This is a genomic window from Aeromonas sp. s9, from assembly GCF_040907765.1.
In the GTDB taxonomy this organism is placed as follows: domain Bacteria; phylum Pseudomonadota; class Gammaproteobacteria; order Enterobacterales; family Aeromonadaceae; genus Aeromonas; species Aeromonas caviae.
The window spans coordinates 54,618-72,335 of the sequence record NZ_JBFOCK010000072.1 but is presented as its reverse complement, the minus strand read 5'-3'; the positions used below and the strand labels follow the sequence as shown (position 1 = coordinate 72,335).

The window sequence follows — 17,718 nt, the reverse complement described above, 5'->3', positions numbered from 1 at the left end:
CAGAAAAACAAAGGAGCGTCCATACGCTCCTTTTTCATGGTCGGTTACAGGGCCTCGAGGGCATCGGAGAGTTTCTTCACCGGCACCACCTCCATCCCCTCGATAGGATGTTTGGGCGCATTGGCATGCGGGACGATGGCTCGGCGGAAACCGTGCTTGGCCGCCTCCTGCAGTCGCTCCTGACCCGAGGGCACGGGCCGTATCTCGCCGGAGAGCCCCACTTCGCCAAAGACCACCAGATCCTTGGGCAGGGCCTGATCCCGGAAGCTCGACACCATGGCCAGCAGCAGCGCCAGATCCGCGCTGGTCTCCTCGACTTTGACGCCACCCACCACGTTGATGAACACATCCTGATCCGCCATCTGCAACCCGCCGTGACGATGCAGCACCGCCAGCAGCATGGCGAGACGGTTGTGGTCCATCCCCACCGCCACCCGGCGCGGATTGGAGAGCTGGGAGTAATCCACCAGCGCCTGCAACTCCACCAGCAGGGGGCGCGTGCCTTCCCAGATCACCATGACGATGGAGCCCGGAGCCTGCTCCTCCCCGCGGCTGAGGAAAATCGCGGAAGGGTTGCTCACCTCCTTCATTCCCTGCCCGGTCATGGCGAAGACCCCCAGTTCGTTGACCGCACCGAAGCGGTTCTTGTGGGAGCGCAGGGTGCGAAAACGAGAGTCGTGCCCGCCATCCAGCAGCACGGAGCAGTCGATGCAGTGCTCCAGCACCTTGGGGCCAGCCAGGGTGCCGTCCTTGGTGACGTGGCCCACCATGAAGATGGCCACATGATTCTGCTTGGCATAGCGTGTCAGCAGCGCCGCCGACTCCCGCACCTGGGAGACGGACCCCGGCGCAGACTGCACATCCGCCACGTGCATCACCTGGATGGAGTCGATGACCATGATCTGAGGTTGCTCCTGCTGGGCGATGAGGCAGATCTGCTCGACACTGGTCTCGGACAACATGCGTAGCTTGTCCGTGGGCAGACCCAGCCGACCGGCCCGCATCGCCACCTGTTGCAGTGACTCCTCACCGGTTACATAGAGGGTCTTCATGCGCTGCGCCAGGCCGCACATGGTCTGCAGCAACAGGGTCGACTTGCCGGCCCCGGGGTTGCCGCCGATGAGAATGGCCGAACCGGGGACCACGCCGCCACCGAGTACGCGGTCCAGCTCCTTGAAGCCCGAGCTGAAACGGGGGATCTCCGTGGTGGCGATCTCCGCCAGGGTCTGCACCTGGCTGCCGACGGCGCCCGCATAGCCGGTATAGCGAGCACTCTTGCCGGGTGTCGTCACCCCCAGTCGCACCTCGGTGATGGTGTTCCACTCCTTGCACTCGCTGCACTGACCTTGCCAGCGGGTGAAGTCGGCTCCACATTCGGAACAAACATAGGCGGTTTTGTTTTTGGCCATGGATAACTCGGGGACAGGATGAATTCCTGCTTGATATACTTGTTTGCGACCGGCAGATCAAACCCAGAATCGGAAAAGTGACTTTCCGCGGCAGGAATACATGGATTCAGAACAACCACTACATCTGATAGAACAACTTGTCCCCCTGCTCCGGGAAAAGGACTTCGACGAAATCTTCAACCGTCTGACCCAGAACGAAAATACCAACAGTCGGTTCCTGCTGAAGATGGAACTCAAACGCAAGTGCACCCCCTGTCGGCGCGTCATCGACATGCGCAACGAGCTGGGCGCCCTCTGTCAGGTGCATGAGTTCGACGGGGTGACCCACTTCATGCCCGCCGAGGCCATCGAGCTGTTTCAATCCCAGTGCTACCTCTACCGGGACAGCTACACCCTGGGGGTCTACGAGGCGCTGCAAGCCTGGTACAAACTCAACCAGGGGCGCAGCGACAATCTGGCGCTGCCCATCAGCCCGTTTCGTCCGTTCGATGTCAGCGCCATCCCCTTCGCCAGCCATTACGGGCGGCAGGAAGAGCGCATGCACTTCAGCTCGCCCATGGTGCTCCAGCTCGCCAACGGCGAGAAGATCCTCGCCAAGAGCTCCGACATCTCCCTCGGCGGCATCCGGGTATCCGTGCCCTATCTGCCCGACTACCAGACAGGCGACCTGATAGCCGTCTTCTTCACCGGACTGGAACGCGATCATCCCCATCCCCTGCTGCGTGACCCGGTCAGCTACCAGATCCTAGGGGAGGAGAGAAAAGAGGACAAATTCTGGCTCAGGCTGCTCAAGAACGGCGAGCATCCGGTGTTCGACGAGTTCCTGCGCGACTTCATCGAGCGCAACCGCAGCCGCTATCGTGTCAGCGTCGACTACCTGCTCTCCGCCGCCGTCATCAAGGGGTATGAGCAGTTCTATCTGCCACGCATGACCGGCATGCCCCTCTATTTCGGCAAGGGCAGCGTCCCCGCCCTCGAGATCGCCCTGCGCACCGAGAACAACCAGCACATTCTCGAATACTGGCGCGACGCCAAGAACCGCGACATGCTCGCCAGCCTCTTCACCGCTGCCCGCATGCCCTCGTTGCTCCCAGGCAAAGAGGGGCTGCGCGAGACGCTGATCTACAGCTTTACCCATGCGGTACGCAGCCACCTCTACTTCTTCTCCGCGACCCGGGAGGAGCTGGAACAGAGCGGACTGACCGCGCTCTTCTTCCAGATCGGCGCCCGCCGCCCCAGTTGGCGGGTGTACAAGTTCAGCATGGAAGCCTGCACCCTGCGGGAGGCCGACCTCGACAACCCCCAGGGCGGGGCGAGCCAGTTGCAGGACAGGCTGCTGCGCGAGCGCCTGGCCCAGCTCGGATACGTGGGCATGCTGCAGGAGATAAACCTGGACAACCAGCGCGACGAGTTCCAGCGAGAGACGGGTCAGGATCCGCTCAACGCCAACGCCTTGCAGCGCTTTGGCCATGACATCCATGCCGCCCCCTTCGAGATAGAGACGCTGCACTATGTGCAACTGCGCAAGGAGGCGCGCTACATGCACAAGACGGCCATCGTCTTGCATCACAAGGAGCGATCCTGGGTCGGCTGGACCCGAGACATCTCTGCCCACGGCATGCAAATCGAGCTGGAGGAACCGTTCGACGGGGAGAAGGGAGACATCATCACGGTGGCTCTGCCCCGTTTGCAAGAGCTCGCCAGAAACATGGACCTGCAACGCCTGCCCTATCGGCTGGTCAGCCTCAACCTGAGCAGAACCGTGCTGCATCTGTGCATCGAGGGGACGGCTGAGCGCCATACCGGCCACCAGTTCTTCAGCCTGCTGATCGAAAGCAACCAGAACAAGCTCAAGACCACCCGGGAGTTCAATCGCTATCGCGGCATGGCCAGGGCGCTGCGCAACCTCTACACCCACCACCTGTTCAACACCCCCGTCTATGTGAACAAGCTCAAGGCCGCCCCGAAACTGGCCGCGGCCGGCCTCTCGCCACAGCCACGCAGCCTTTCCCGTCTTCTGCGCATCTGTGCCGAGCAGGATCAGCAGTTGAACCTGTATCCCCTGTTCCAGGGGGCTCTGCTCAAGGCCCTGCTGCTCAATCCCCTGCGCGCCATCGAGCGGGAAGACAAGCCGGAAGAGGAGGAGGTCTACATCGCCGCCCTCCACTCCCAGGGGGGAACCCCCCTGTTTCGCAGCCACCTGGCCAGCAGCTTCAGCTCACCGGATCAAAAGCGCCGCTTCATCGAGCTGGCCCGGCAACAGGGCGAGTTCTATTCGGTACTGGTGGGTATTTCGCGCACCGGCCGCCCGGACACCAGCTTCATCGCGGGTGAACTGGACTACATCGCCAAGTTCGCCATTCACAAGGCCAAGAAGCTGGAAGAGGAGCTCTGGAGTGTCGTGGGCGTGGGTGAACTGACCGATACCACCGAGGCGACCCTGTTCCGCCTTGGCATACCATCCGGGCCCCGCTAGCCAGCAGGGCAGGGAGACAACAAAAAACGGGCACGCAAGTGCCCGTTTTTTGTCTATCAGGCAGCCTGGGGGTTGCGCAGCCAGGCGAGGATGTCGGGGAAGTGATCCTCCTGTGCCTGGGGCGCCGTCAGCATGTTGATGTGGTCGTAATCGAGCCGGTTGCCGTTGTCCCGCCCAAGGCGGGTGTGGCGGGCGGCCGAGCCCATCTCGTCGCTGAAGCGGCGCACGTCGACGGGGTGGCCAAGTACCTTGTCCGCCTTGGCGGAAATCATCCAGAGCGGGGGCCAGTTGACCCGGCTCGCCGCCTCGTCATAGGTGAAACCGTCAAAGGGATCCTGCCAGGGCCCGCACTTGACCCAGGGAATGGTCTCCTGCAGGTAGCGCAGGGGCTCATCATCGGCCCCTATCTTCAACCGGCGGGCGGCCAGAAATCCCCGGCGGCGCGCCAACCAGGGGGCGAGCCGGTTCCAGATCAGATCCACCTTCAACCAGCGCTCCGGGTTCTGCACCGAGACCCCCCGCTTGGTGCCGAAGAACACCAGGCTGGCAACCTGCTCCGCCAGCTCGGGGAAGCGCACCAGGGTCGAGGCCATGATGACGCCGCCCCAGGAGTGGGCCATCCAGTGCACCCGGGCACCGGCATGGCGGGCCGATACCCAGCGCTGCAGAGCGGGCAGATCCTCGGTGATCAGCTCATGCTGACCGTGGCCGGCCCGCTCGGCGATGGTCGGTGTGCTCAGACCCCGACCACGCAGATCCGCCACATAGACCTGATACCCGTGGCGAGCCAGAAAGCAGGCCAGCCCCTTGCCCGATTCGGTGTAGAAGATGCGGCCGTTCTCGATGGCCCCGTGCACCATCAGGATGGGGTCGGCATGCACCGCGACACCGGGCTGGATATGGCGCACATGGAGTCGATGCTCACCGCAGGGGACAAACAGGGATTGCTGTAACAGTTCCATCTCGTGATCGGCTCCTCCTTGAGCGGGATCAGCACCAGCGCCGGTCGCGACAAGCCAGGGCGCCGAGCAGGCAGAGCACCCCTTCCAGATCGTGGTGATTGAGGGTCGCCGCCGCCTGGGCACGTACCAGGGGTTTGGCATGAATGGCAATGCCAAGCCCCGCCACCCCCATCATCTTGAGATCGTTGGCACCATCGCCGACCGCGACCGTCTGGGATGCAGCCACCCCGTACTCCGAGGCCAGCTGTTGCAGTGCCTCGGCCTTGGCGGCGGCATCGACGATGGGGCCGCTCACCTTGCCGGTCAGCAAGCCCCCTTCCATCGCCAGCTCGTTGGCGAAAATGGCATCCAGACCCAGGGCACGCTGCAACTCGCCGGCAAAGCGGGTGAAGCCACCGGAGGCGATCGCCACCTTCCAGCCAGCCTGCTTGAGGGTTTCGACCATGAGTGGCAGGCCCGGCATCCAGGGCATGTCGGCCGCCACCTCGTCGAGGATGGTGACCGGCGCCCCTTCCAGCAGCGCCACCCGGGCACGCAGACTGTCGGCAAACTCCAGCTTGCCCTGCATGGCCGCCGCGGTAACGGCCGCCACCTGCTCACCGACCCCGGCCAGCCGCGCGATTTCGTCGATGCACTCTATCCTGATCGCGGTGGAATCCATGTCCATCACCAGCAGACCGGGCTCACTCAGGGTAGGCAGGGCGGCCAGATGACACAGGTCGATGTCCCACTCCTGGGCTTTGAGCACCTGCACCAGCTCGGGGGAGAAGCGGTTGGTGCCAAGCAGCAGCAGCGGAATATCGGCCTGCTCCCCTGCGGGATAGAGGCTTGACTCAAGCCCCAGGGCATCCAGCTGCTGGGCCAGGCGGGCCAGATGACCGGCCTCCAGCCCCTTGCCAAACAGGACAATCCAGGCGCTGTCGTGGGCGTTGGCCGCGGGCAGCAGGGCTTCGTTGGTAAGCTGCCAGCAGGGGGCACAGCTCAGGGCCCCGGACCAGTCGTGCAGGGAGCGGGGAAGTTGGGACAACAACATAAGAGAGACGCCTTCCTTGGAAATCATGGGGTTCATCATGCGGGCCCAGAGTAGCGTATTGCTTTTTGTACAGGCAAGCGCCAAGATCCCGCCTGCGGTGCGGGCAGACATAGAAACAGACCACCCTGTTTCCCGCTTCGCGGCACCGGGGCACCAGCCAGCCCCGCTCATCCATTACCAGAGGCCCGGTTCTGTGCGTCATCTTCCCATCAAACGTGTTGTCAGTCTGGCGGCGGGAGTCCTGCTCGGTCTCTGGGTGCTGGTGCTGCTCATCCACATGCAGGGAGAGAGCCAGGCCGCCCTGCACGCGGCGGCACGGGACAGGGCACAGGCGCTGGTCGCCTATGCCGCCCGGGACATGCGCCGCTGGATCAAGGAGGACAAGGAGAGCGAGCTGGAGAGACTGGCGCAGGATCTGGCCGCCGAGCCTGACATTCTGGATGTCACCCTCTATGACGCCCGCGGCATTCCCCTCGCCCAGTCGGACAACGCCCTGCCGCTGGACAGCCTGCTACCCATCGGCAGCGACAACAAATCCCTGCCGGAGCAGGGCAAGGGGCGCATCCAGTTTGTCCAGGAGATCCAGGACGGAAACCTGACCCTGGGCTATCTGAGGATCACCCTGGAAGAGCAGAAACTGCTGGCCGCACAAGATACCCATCTCAAGGTCAACCAGGAGAAACAGCGCCTGATGCTGCTGGTGATGCTGCTGGCCGGCCTGCTCATCTCCTACGGGGTGCGTCGCAACTACATGCGGGTGCGCAAGCACAAGAAACAGAGCAAACCCGCCGCTCCGCAATAAGCGGGGGGTGGATCCCATCCTCCGGCTTGTATATAACACTGGCAAGATCACTGGCAGGAGAGCCACATGATTGCCCCCCCCCTTGCCGCTGGATGAACACAGTCGACTGGAACGACTGCGCATCCTCGGCCTGCTCGACCACGAGCCCATCGATCAGCTTGATCGCCTCACCCGGCTCATCACCCGGCATTTCGCACTCCCCATCGCCATGGTCTCCCTGACCGACGTGAACAGGCAGTGGTTTCTCGCCCGCACCGGGGTCGATATGTGCGAGATCAACCGGGAACACTCCTTCTGCGGTCATGCCATTTTGCGCCCCGACATCATGCAGGTACCGGATGCCAGACGGGATCTCCGCTTTGCCGACAATCCGCTGGTGACCGATGATCCCGGCGTGGTCTTCTACGCCGGCCGCCCCCTGCGCGCCCTCGATGGCGTGGTGCTCGGCACCCTCTGCCTGGTGGACCATGTGCCGCGCCATCTCGACGAAGATGCCTGCCGGGATCTCGACGACTTCGGCCGCCTGGTGGAGAACACCCTGCACGATCTGGAGCGACGCCACCAGGTGCGCACCCTCAACCAGGTGCTGGAAGACAAGGAGCATCTCTTCACCCTTACCTTCAACCAGTCGTCGGTGGGCATGGCTCTCTCCTCCCTCGAGGGGAAATGGCTGAGAGCCAACCCGGGGCTGGAGCGGCTGCTCGGTTACAGCGAGCACGAGATGCTGAGCCGGACCTGGCTCGCCATGACCCATCCCGAAGATCTGCAGCGGGAGCAGCCCCTGTTCGATGCCCTGATCGCGGGGCAACGGCAGGATTACCGGCTGGAGAAGCGGATGATCCGGGCCGATGGCACCCAGTGCTGGGTCCAGCTCAGCGTGACCCTCTGCCAGAGCCGCACCATGGCCCCCCACATGATCGCCGTGTTTGCCGACCTCACCGAGCGCAAACAGGCCGAAGCCGAACTCGTGCGGCTGCAGCAAGGGCTCGAGCAGCAGGTGCAGTCACGGACCCGGGAGCTCTCCCGCACGGTGGAGCAGTTGCATCAGGAGATGCGCGAGCGCGGCGCCATGCAGCAGCTGCTGTGGCAGGAGCAGCGCCGCTTGCAGCACATGCTGGAGCACACCAGCAACGCCTTCCTCGAGCTCGATGCCGATCTCATCATCACAGGCTGGAACCCGGCCTCCACCACCCTGCTCGGCTGGCACGCCGACGAGATGCTGGGCCGCTCCCTCTCAGGGCTGCTTGGCGCCGATCACCCCCTGCTGAGTCTGTCAGGCAACCCGCAGAGTCCGCCACGGCGGCTGGAATGCGACATCATCACCCGCACAGGCTGGCACATCCCGGTCGAGGTGATCGCAGAGCGCTACCAGTTCGACGGCAAGGTGCGCATCGCCCTGTTTTTGCACGACATCACGGCCCGCCGCCAGGTGCTCGCGGAGATCGAGCGTGGCCGGGCCCGGCTGCGGGCCATCACCGATGGCCTGCCGGTCACCATCAGCATGGTGTCACCCGAGGGGCGTTACCTGTTCGCCAACCAGGCCTATTGCCGCTACTTCGGGCTCGATACCGAACAGATGCGGGAGATGAGCGTACGGGACGTCATCGGCGAGGAGGCCCACGACAGGGCCATGGCCTATGTGGCAAAGGCCCTCGCCGGTGAACAGGTGAGTTTCGAGCGCCGCTTCGATCTGCCCATAGGTCAGCGTGACCTCAGGATCACCATGATCCCGAGCCGGGGCGACGAGCCCGGGGTCTACATCCTTGGCAGCGACATCACCGAGTTCAAGGCGCTGCAAAGCCAGCTGGAACACGAGGCGGCTCACGACCCCCTCACCGGCCTGCCCAACCGGCGCGCCTTCACCCTGCGCCTTTCCCGGGAGCTGGAGCGGGTGCGCCAGAATGCCGACCCCCTGGGCCTGCTGTTCCTCGATCTCGACGGCTTCAAGGGGATCAACGACAGGCTGGGCCACCATGTCGGCGATGCCCTGTTGCAACGCTTCGCCCAGGTGCTGAGTGCCGAGGTGCGCCCGGGGGACATGGTGGCGCGCCTGGCCGGTGACGAGTTCACCATCATACTGCCTGCCCTGCGCCAACCCGCGCAGGAGCTGCCTGCCCTGTGCGAGCGGCTGCTGGCGGCCATGGCGGTTCCTGGAGACGTGGCCGGTCATCGGCTGCCCCTTGCCGACAGCATAGGGGGCGCCCTCTGCCACTCGGGCCAGTATTGTCACATCGACGATCTGCTGCACCGGGCCGATGCCGCCATGTACCAGGCCAAGCAGTCGGGCAAGGGGCGCTTCGCCCTCGATCTCTGACCGTGCTTCGCAAAAATGCAAAACGGCGGCCCGAGGGCCGCCGTTTTTTTATGCGCGAGGGGGATCAGTTGTCACCCAGCAGGACGGAGTCCAGCGCGATTTCGATCATGTCGTTGAAGGTCAGCTGACGCTCTTCGGAGGTGGTCTGCTCACCAGTACGGATATGGTCGGAGACGGTGCAGATGGTCAGCGCCTTGGCACCGTACTCGGCGGCCACGCCATAGATACCGGCGGCTTCCATCTCGACACCCAGGATGCCGTATTTTTCCATGACGTCGAACATGGAGGGGTCCGGGGTGTAGAACAGATCGGCTGAGAAGATGTTGCCCACGCGCACGGCCACGCCCTTGTTCTTGGCGGCCTGAACGGCATTGGCCACCAGGTCGAAGTCGGCGATGGCGGCGAAGTCGTGGTCCTTGAAGCGCAGACGGTTCACTTTGGAGTCGGTGCAGGCACCCATGCCGATCACCACGTCACGCAGTTTCACGTCTTCACGCACGGCACCGCAGGAGCCCACGCGGATCAGGGTCTTCACGCCGTAGTCGGTGATCAGCTCTTTTGCGTAGATGGAGCAGGACGGGATGCCCATGCCGTGACCCATGACGGAGATGCGACGACCCTTGTAGGTGCCGGTGAAACCGAACATGTTGCGCACGTCGCACACCTGCTCGACGTTCTCCAGGAAGGTTTCGGCGATGTACTTGGCACGCAGGGGGTCGCCCGGCATCAGCACGGTATCAGCAAAGGCGCCATCTTTCGCATTGATATGAGGAGTTGCCATTCTCTTTATTCCTTCACACTAGGTTGAGTTTTATTGTCTTTATGGATTGTCCGCTGCCTGCGCGGCGGCGGTACATTATAGGAAACCGGGGCCCTGTGGCACCCCGGGCAGGCGAACCGGCCCGGGGTCACCATCACAGGAAGCTGGTACCGTATTGCAGCTTGGGCAGGCCGTGGTAGGCCGCGATGCTCTGGCCGATGTCGGCGAAGGTCTCGCGACGACCGACGGAGCCCGCCTTGACCGGCTTGCCGTAGAACAGTACCGGAATGTATTCGCGGGTGTGGTCGGTACCGCTCCAGGTCGGGTCACAGCCGTGGTCGGCGGTCAGCACCACCACGTCGCCATCCTGCAGCAGGTCGAACAGCTCCGGCAGGCGGGAGTCGAAGTACTCCAGCGCATCGGCGTAGCCCTTCACGTCGCGACGGTGACCGTAGGAGGAGTCGAAGTCCACGAAGTTGGTGAAGACGATGGTCTGGTCACCGGCCGCTTTCACCTCTTCCAGAGTCCTGTCCCACAGCTCGGTCAGACCGGTCCCCTTCACCTGCTTGGTGATGCCCTGCTGGGCATAGATGTCGGCGATCTTGCCGATGGAGACCACTTGGCCACCCGCTTCCTTCATGTAGTCCAGCACGGTCGGCGCCGGCGGCAGCACGGAGTAGTCGTGGCGGTTGCCGGTGCGCTTAAAGTTGCCCTTGCCGCTGCCCACGAACGGACGCGCGATGACGCGGCCGATGTTGTAGGGCTCCAGCAGCTCGCGCACGATGTGGCACAGCTCATAGAGCTTCTCGAGGCCATAGGTCTCTTCGTGGCAGGCGATCTGGAACACGGAGTCAGCAGAGGTGTAGAGGATCGGCTTGCCGGTTCGCATGTGCTCTTCGCCCAGATCGTCCAGCACCTGGGTACCGGAGGCGTGGCAGTTGCCCAGATACCCGGGCAGACCGGCCTTCTCGACGATGGCATCCAGCAGCTCCTGCGGGAAGCTGTTGTGATGGTCGTGGAAATAACCCCACTCGAACAAGACGGGCACGCCGGCAATCTCCCAGTGACCGGACGGGGTGTCCTTGCCGGAGGAGAGCTCCTGGGCAAAGCCGTAGGCGCCGACCACTTCGATGTCCTTGTTCAGTCCGGCCGGGAAGGTGCCGCTGGCGAGTTCGCCCGCGTGGCCCAGACCCAGCTTGCTGAGGTTTGGCAGGTTGAGAGCGCCACGGCCCTCGATCTCACCGACGGCGCACGCCTTGGCGATATGGCCAAGGGTATTGGCCCCCACGTCGCCGAACTTGTCGGCATCGGCGGCAGCACCAATACCGAAAGAGTCCATCATCAGAATAAAGGTACGTTTCATGGGACTTCCCCTTGTTACAAATCAGCCAGACCGATGCGACGGTAAACCTCGGGCAGCGCCTCTGGTCGGGTGTCGCCGATCTTCACGGCAGCCTGCACCATGCGGGCAGCCTCGGCAAATTGAGCTTCTGTCTGAGCGTGGATCAGGGCGAGCGGCTTGTCAGCATCGACGCTCTGACCCAGGCGGATAAAGTCGGTCAGACCGACCGCATAATCGAGTTTGTCGGCGGCGGCGCGGCGACCGCCCCCCATGGCGACCACCGCCAGGCCCAGTTCACGGGTATCCATCGCGGTGACGAATCCGCTGTGGGCCGCGTAGACGGGGCGCACGATGGCGGCTTTGGGCAGGTAGGCGTCGTAGCGCTCCATGAAGTCGGCGGGACCGCCGAGGCCGGTCACCATGCGCCCGAAGATCTCGGCTGCCTTGCCGTTGTCGAGCACCGCCTGCAGCTTGGTGCGGGCATCGCCGTCATCGCTGGCAAGCCCCGCGGAGATCAGCATCTCGGCACACAGGGCCATGGTCACTTCGTGGATGCGCGGGTTGCGATACTCACCGGTCAGGTAGCGCACCGCTTCGCGCACTTCCACGGCGTTGCCGGCGCTGGAGGCCAGCACCTGGTTCATGTCGGTCAGGAGTGCAGAGGTGCGGCAGCCGGCACCGTTGGCCACGGCGACGATGCTCCTGGCAAGCTCTTCAGAGGCTTCAAAGGTCGGCATGAAGGCGCCGGAGCCCACCTTCACGTCCATCACCAGCGCTTCCAGCCCGGAGGCAAGCTTCTTGGAGAGGATGGAGCCGGTGATCATGGCAATGGACTCGACGGTGGCGGTGATATCCCGTACCGCGTAGATACGCTTGTCCGCCGGGGCGAGATCGCCGGTCTGGCCGATGATGGCGACACCCGCCTCTTTCACCACTTTCAGGAAGCGGTCGTTGTCGACCGAGGTCTGGTAGCCGGGGATGGCATCCAGCTTGTCGAGGGTACCGCCGGTGTGGCCGAGACCACGGCCGGAGATCATGGGCACGAAACCGCCGCACGCAGCGACCATGGGGCCCAGCATCAGGGAGACGACGTCACCCACGCCGCCGGTGGAGTGCTTGTCGACGATGGGGCCGCCCAGATTGAGGTGGTCCCAGGTCAGCACCATGCCGGAGTCGCGCATGGCGCAGGTCAGGGCGACCCGCTCATCCATGGTCATGTCCTTGAAGTAGACCGCCATGGCCAGGGCCGCTATCTGCCCCTCGCCGATGGTGTTGTTGGTAATGCCCTGAACGAAGAATTGAATCTCTTGGGTACTGAGCGCTTCACCGTTGCGCTTCTTGCGAATAATTTCTTGAGGCAAAAACATCTTTCATTCCCTCCGTGCACCGTGCACGAACACAGACCGAACCAGATCCGAAAGGGGGCGGCGCACCGCCCCCTGCCGCCGCTTAGTAACCGCTGGTATTGGCAGGCTTGTCGCCATGCCCCAGGGTCGCCAGCAGGCTGGCCAGCAGGCTGGAGGCGCCGAAGCGGAAGGTGCGGGCGGATACCCAGTCCTTGCCCAGGATCTCTTCGGCCATGGCCAGGTACTGACCCGCCACGGCGGCGTCTTTCACGCCACCGGCCGGCTTGAAGCCCACTTTCGGGTTCTTGGCCTTGATCACTTCCATCATGATACGGGCCGCTTCAGGGGTCGCGTTCACCGGCACCTTGCCGGTGGAGGTCTTGATGAAATCGGCACCGGCGTCGATGGAGATCTCGGAGGCGCGACGGATCAGCGCCTCTTCCTTCAACTCGCCGGTCTCGATGATCACTTTCAGCAGTACCTTGGCGCCGCAGGCTTCCTTACATGCTTTGACCAGATCGAAGCCGACCTGTTCATTGCCGGCCATGAAGGCACGGTACGGGAAGACCACGTCCACCTCGTCGGCACCGTAGGCCACGGCGGCGCGGGTCTCGGCCACGGCGATCTCGATGTCGTCGTTGCCGTGGGGGAAGTTGGTCACGGTCGCGATGCGCACGTCGGCGGCACCGATGTCACGCAGGGTCTTGCGCGCGATGGGGATAAAACGGGGGTAGATGCAGACGGCGGCGGTCAGGCCGGCCGGAGACTTGGCCTTGTGGCACAGGTCGATCACCTTCTGATCGGTGTCGTCATCGTTCAGGGTGGTCAGGTCCATCAGGTTCAGGGCGCGTTGGGCGGCCACTTTCAGATCAGTCATGCTATGTCTCCAAAGTCTTGTTAAGCCCCATCACCCGCGATCGGCTTCACCGAACACCAAGGGTCGGCAGAGACGTTCCCGGAGCAACGGGATATGGAATTGCAGCGCAAATGCACAGGCAATACGGCTGCAAATAAGGCAAGAGCCCTGTCACTTTCTTACAAAAGTGCGGACTTGGTTCCATGAAGACTTGAGAAAGGCCGACTACGCAGACCCGACTTCCCAATCAATTCCATTTGACCGCCAACACCCGGATTAACCGGGCATTAGTCAATGCCAGCACCCTGCTGGCATCGCCTATTTCAGCCGAGATACCCCGTGTTTGCAAGCCGGATTTGCCAATTTCAGAGGTACCTCACACCCGGCAAATCCAGCGCTGGAAGGCGCTTAAGAGAAGAAGCGGGTCAGGATCCAGGAGTAGGCAATGCCCCCCAGATAGACCCCCACGATCCCCATGACGCCGGAGAGGACGGGCGGCGCCGGTATCGGCAACTTGAGGAAAGAAAACAACACCCCAACGATAAAGCCGGCCGCCATTGCCAGTAGCACTTCATTCATAGAACCTCCGATTTGACTCACTTTATTATTAGTCTTGACAGGAAAACGGTTGTCACCACCCCAAACGAGAACGCCACAGCAAATCGCTGTGGCGTTCGTCTTTATCCTGTCAGTCAGGCGATGTTACATGCCGGACAGCGCCAGGAAGAAGCCTGCGATGGTCGCAGACATCAGGTTGGACAGGGAACCTGCCAGCACGGCCTTCAGACCGAACTTGGCGATGGTGCCGCGACGGTTCGGTGCCATGGAGCCCAGACCACCCAGCAGGATGGCGACGGAGGACAGGTTGGCGAAGCCGCACAGGGCGAAGGAGATGATCGCCTTGGTGTGCTCGGACATGGCCACACCGTTGATCAGCACTTCATCCTTCAGGTAGGGAGCGAAGTTCAGGTAGGCCACGAACTCGTTGACCACCAGCTTCTGACCGATGAAGGAACCGGCCACGACCGCTTCGCTCCAGGGCACGCCGATCAGGAAGGCCAGCGGGGAGAACAGCCAGCCCAGCAGCAGCTCCAGGGAGAGTTGCGGGTAACCGAACCAGCCGCCCACACCGGAGAAGATGCCGTTGATCATGGCGATGAGGCCGATGAAGGCCAGCAGCATGGCACCCACGTTCAGGGCCAGTTGCAGACCGGCGGAGGCACCGGCAGCAGCGGCGTCGATCACGTTGGCCGGCTTGTCGTCCAGCTCACCTTCTGCGGTGTTCTCGTCGTAGCTCGGGGTCTCGGTTTCCGGTACCAGCAGCTTGGCGAACAGCAGACCACCCGGGGCAGCCATGAAGGAGGCGGCGATCAGGTATTCCATCTTGACACCCATGGAGGCGTAACCGGCCAGCACGGAGCCGGCAACGGAAGCCAGACCACCACACATGACGGCAAACAGCTCGGAGTCGGTCATCTTGGAGATGAAGGGACGTACCACCAGCGGGGCTTCGGTCTGACCGACGAAGATGTTGGCAGTGGCGGAGAGGGATTCGGTACGGGAGGTGCCCAGCACCTTCTGCAGCCCGCCGCCCAGCAGCTTGATCACCCACTGCATGATGCCGAGGTAGTAGAGTACCGCGATCAGGGAAGAGAAGAAGATGATGACGGGCAGGACGCGGAAGGCGAAGACGAAGCCACCGCCACCGAACACTTCGAACATCTTGTTGCCAACCAGACCACCGAACAGGAATTCGATGCCGTTCTGGCCATAACCGATGACGCTGGAGACGGCGTCGGACACGCCCACCAGGATGTCACGACCGACCGGCACGTAGAGCACGAAGGCCCCCAGACCGGCCTGGATGGCAAAGGCGCCACCTACGGTACGAATTTTGATTGCCTTGCGGTTGCTGGAGAACAGCACCGCAATAAGGATGAGCGTCGCCATCCCTACCAGACCCATTATCAGATTCATTATTAACACTTCCTCTTTAGTAGCACCTGCCAGCTTGTTAACGATTTGTGTATTGAAGCCGCTAATCAAGGGTGCGCATTATACTAATTACGGTGCGACAAAATAGAATACTGGTCACATTTTATAAGCCACAAACGGCCTGAACATCGTTTAATTAGACCGCAAACGATTTTTATGGGCCCTGTTTTTTATCACTCGGTCATCATTTGATAATCAAATGTTAATTTCATGATTTCCTGGGGGGAACAGCCGCCGGGTGGAGTCATGTAACACCGAAATAACATCCTCCAGCGGTTGCTGCCGCAATTGTGCCAACAAGCGGGCTATGGTCGGCAGGCTGGCCGGCGTGTTCACCTCCCCCTGCTGGCCCTGCAGCGGCATGTCGGGAGCGTCGGTTTCCAGCAGCAAGGCCTCCAGCGGCATCTGGCGTATCGCCTCCCGGGTCTTGTTGGCCCGCTCATAGCTGATGACCCCCCCGAGCCCCAGCCTGAAACCCAGTTGCCAGAACACCTCCGCCTGATGCAGGGAACCGCTGAAGGCGTGAATGACCCCCCCTTGTGGCGGTGTGAAGCGCCGCAGGATCTTGGCGACCGTGTCGTTGGCACGCACCGAGTGGACGATGAGGGGCAGCGCATGCGCCATGGCCAGCCGCACCTGCGCCTCGAACATCTCGACCTGCCCCTCCTGCGACACATGGGAGCGCAGATCCAGCCCGCACTCCCCCACGGCCACCAGCCCACGGGGCCGACTCGCCAGCAGGGTCTCCAGCCGGGTCAGTGCATCCCGGGGCTGCTTGCCCACATACCAGGGATGGATCCCCAGGCCATAGCGGATGTCGTCGTGGCGCCCGGCCAGCGCCATCACCCGCCCCCAGTTTTCCTCTCCCACGGCGGGGATGATATACTCGCCCACCCCCAGCTGGCGCCACCGGGTCAGCAGCGCCTCCCTATCGGCGTCAAAGACCGGAAAATCGAGGTGGCAGTGGGTGTCTATCAATTCCATGTCGCGCTTACCTGTCTGTCGTACTCAATGGGTTCATTCCATGCCAACACACGTTTCCCGAGGCTTTACCCTGATAGAACTGGTGCTGGTCATCATCGTGCTGGGGATCCTGGCCGTGACCGCCCTGCCCCGCTTCATCAACATCCAGGACGACGGGCTCAAGAGCAGCGTCTCGGCCACGGCGGGCAGCTTTGCCAGTGCCGCCCGGCTCGCTCACGCCGGCTGGGCGGTCAAGGTAAAGGGGGAGCCCCTGGCACTCTACAACTTTAGCGGCATGGGCAGGCAGGATCTCGACATCAACAGCCATGGCTGGCCGGTGGGCACCAAGGAGGATCAGGGAGGTCAGGGGCCCGATACCGTCTTCCCCGGTGGCGACAGCGATCAGATCTCCGTCAGCAGCCGGGACGACTGCGAGAGCCTGTTTGGCGCCCTGCTCGATACCGATCTGACGGTGGCCGATGAGTTGCACCAGGATTCAGACAGTGACTACATCTCCCGGCTCATCCCGGCAGACGCTCAGGCTGACGGCGCCCTTCGTCACGACAACTGCCGCTATACCCTGCGCAGCTCCGTTGGCCGCTTCCCGGCATACCCCGACGGGCTATCGTTCGACTACAACAGCGTCACTGGCGCCGTGACCCGCCAGTTCCAGTGAGGTCGTCGCCCTTCTCCGGGCACTTCTCCTCTTCATCATGGCGTACCGGCGCGCAGCAGCGCCGGTTCTCCGGTGTGAGTCCCCACTCCTGGCACCAGGCATCGTAGCGAGCCAGCCAACGCAGCAATATCCCCTTCATGGGCGCCTCCTTGTCTTGATGGTTTCCCCACAAGCCTGCCCCAATCCAACTCCCCAGACCAGCATCTCGGGGCCAGCGGCGTCATGGCCTGTCCAGCGGCAGCAGCAGCCCCATGGAAATCTCGTCCACATAGCCCTCGTCCAGCCGATAGGCCTGCCGTCTCACCCCTTCCTCCACGAACCCGCACTTGCGATACAAGGCGTGGGCCACCTCGTTGTGGGCCATCACTCCCAGCTCCAGCCGGTGGATACCGAGATCCCTCGCGGTCGCGATCAGGGTACGCAGCAACCGTTCCCCCCATCCCTGCCCGCGCGCCCCCGAACGCAGCCCCATCACCACCAGGGCGCAGTGGCGGTTGCGTGCCAGGCCGCCACCAAGGAGCGCGGCAAACCCTTGCACCTCCCCCGCCAGCTCCAGCAACCACATGGCCTGATTGGGGGCCGCGGCCATGGCCTCGAGCCGCCTGCGCTGCCCCGCGATGTCCGAGGGGCGCTCTCCCGCTTCATACAGCATGAAGCGGGTCTCCCTGTCCAGTTGCCCGAAGAAGCTGTCCAGCGCCGCCGCATCCTCCACCCCTGCCATACGAATCATCACGCCGACCTCCCTGCCTGGTGGTTCTGCCGACCACGACCATAAAAAAACGAC

General features: G+C 62.9%; 16 protein-coding genes. 4 read left to right on the top strand and 12 right to left on the bottom strand.

Going from position 1 to position 17,718, the window contains the following annotated elements; genetic code table 11:
* Positions 1-44 precede the first annotated feature (44 nt).
* A complete protein-coding gene (gene radA, locus AB5Y54_RS14950) occupies positions 45-1,409 on the bottom strand; it encodes a DNA repair protein RadA (protein ID WP_010673036.1) in 1,365 nt (454 codons plus the stop codon).
* Between the two features lie 100 nt (positions 1,410-1,509).
* Here radA and AB5Y54_RS14945 point away from each other — a divergent pair, with 100 nt between their 5' ends.
* Positions 1,510-3,885 (top strand): PilZ domain-containing protein, encoded by a 2,376-nt coding sequence (locus tag AB5Y54_RS14945; RefSeq protein WP_202043097.1) that lies wholly within the window; start codon positions 1,510-1,512, stop codon positions 3,883-3,885.
* Between the two features lie 56 nt (positions 3,886-3,941).
* Here the strand turns inward: AB5Y54_RS14945 and AB5Y54_RS14940 are convergent, their stop codons facing one another.
* Both AB5Y54_RS14940 and serB read right to left on the bottom strand, forming a co-directional pair.
* Positions 3,942-4,847: an alpha/beta fold hydrolase gene (locus tag AB5Y54_RS14940; RefSeq protein ID WP_103857989.1), complete on the bottom strand. Its 906-nt coding sequence runs from the start codon at positions 4,845-4,847 to the stop codon at positions 3,942-3,944.
* Between the two features lie 28 nt (positions 4,848-4,875).
* Positions 4,876-5,880, bottom strand: a complete 1,005-nt coding sequence (gene serB / locus AB5Y54_RS14935; RefSeq protein ID WP_042864465.1) for a phosphoserine phosphatase SerB — start codon at positions 5,878-5,880, stop codon at positions 4,876-4,878.
* Between the two features lie 193 nt (positions 5,881-6,073).
* Here serB and AB5Y54_RS14930 point away from each other — a divergent pair, with 193 nt between their 5' ends.
* Positions 6,074-6,682 (top strand): AhpA/YtjB family protein, encoded by a 609-nt coding sequence (locus tag AB5Y54_RS14930; protein ID WP_010673032.1) that lies wholly within the window; start codon positions 6,074-6,076, stop codon positions 6,680-6,682.
* A gap of 70 nt (positions 6,683-6,752) precedes the next feature.
* Entirely contained in the window at positions 6,753-8,996 is a 2,244-nt protein-coding gene (locus tag AB5Y54_RS14925) for a PAS domain S-box protein (protein WP_368153954.1), read from the top strand.
* A 64-nt stretch (positions 8,997-9,060) separates the two neighbouring features.
* Here AB5Y54_RS14925 and deoD read toward each other — a convergent pair whose 3' ends face one another.
* The 7 genes from deoD to AB5Y54_RS14890 form a co-directional block, all read right to left on the bottom strand.
* Positions 9,061-9,777 (bottom strand): purine-nucleoside phosphorylase, encoded by a 717-nt coding sequence (gene deoD, locus AB5Y54_RS14920; protein WP_005341325.1) that lies wholly within the window; start codon positions 9,775-9,777, stop codon positions 9,061-9,063.
* Between the two features lie 133 nt (positions 9,778-9,910).
* Positions 9,911-11,119 (bottom strand): phosphopentomutase, encoded by a 1,209-nt coding sequence (locus AB5Y54_RS14915; RefSeq protein ID WP_201985205.1) that lies wholly within the window; start codon positions 11,117-11,119, stop codon positions 9,911-9,913.
* A gap of 14 nt (positions 11,120-11,133) precedes the next feature.
* A complete protein-coding gene (gene deoA, locus AB5Y54_RS14910) occupies positions 11,134-12,465 on the bottom strand; it encodes a thymidine phosphorylase (RefSeq protein ID WP_039039947.1) in 1,332 nt (443 codons plus the stop codon).
* A gap of 82 nt (positions 12,466-12,547) precedes the next feature.
* Positions 12,548-13,321: a deoxyribose-phosphate aldolase gene (deoC, locus tag AB5Y54_RS14905; RefSeq protein ID WP_039039946.1), complete on the bottom strand. Its 774-nt coding sequence runs from the start codon at positions 13,319-13,321 to the stop codon at positions 12,548-12,550.
* Between the two features lie 387 nt (positions 13,322-13,708).
* Positions 13,709-13,879 carry a XapX domain-containing protein gene (locus tag AB5Y54_RS14900; protein WP_010673027.1) on the bottom strand — a complete coding sequence of 57 codons (171 nt, stop codon included), beginning with the start codon at positions 13,877-13,879 and terminating at the stop codon, positions 13,709-13,711.
* A gap of 123 nt (positions 13,880-14,002) precedes the next feature.
* Positions 14,003-15,277 carry a NupC/NupG family nucleoside CNT transporter gene (locus AB5Y54_RS14895; protein WP_010673026.1) on the bottom strand — a complete coding sequence of 425 codons (1,275 nt, stop codon included), beginning with the start codon at positions 15,275-15,277 and terminating at the stop codon, positions 14,003-14,005.
* A gap of 213 nt (positions 15,278-15,490) precedes the next feature.
* Positions 15,491-16,279 (bottom strand): TatD family hydrolase, encoded by a 789-nt coding sequence (locus tag AB5Y54_RS14890; protein ID WP_113978584.1) that lies wholly within the window; start codon positions 16,277-16,279, stop codon positions 15,491-15,493.
* Positions 16,280-16,319: 40 nt separating this feature from the next.
* Here AB5Y54_RS14890 and tppF point away from each other — a divergent pair, with 40 nt between their 5' ends.
* Entirely contained in the window at positions 16,320-16,934 is a 615-nt protein-coding gene (gene tppF / locus AB5Y54_RS14885) for a type IVa pilus pseudopilin TppF (protein ID WP_029313748.1), read from the top strand.
* Here the strand turns inward: tppF and AB5Y54_RS14880 are convergent.
* Together AB5Y54_RS14880 and AB5Y54_RS14875 are read right to left on the bottom strand one after the other, a co-directional pair.
* Positions 16,903-17,073 carry a hypothetical protein gene (locus tag AB5Y54_RS14880; protein ID WP_202043092.1) on the bottom strand — a complete coding sequence of 57 codons (171 nt, stop codon included), beginning with the start codon at positions 17,071-17,073 and terminating at the stop codon, positions 16,903-16,905. The genes tppF and AB5Y54_RS14880 overlap by 32 nt on opposite strands.
* Before the next feature lie 81 nt (positions 17,074-17,154).
* Entirely contained in the window at positions 17,155-17,664 is a 510-nt protein-coding gene (locus AB5Y54_RS14875) for a GNAT family N-acetyltransferase (protein ID WP_180321021.1), read from the bottom strand.
* Between the last annotated feature and the right edge of the window lie 54 nt (positions 17,665-17,718).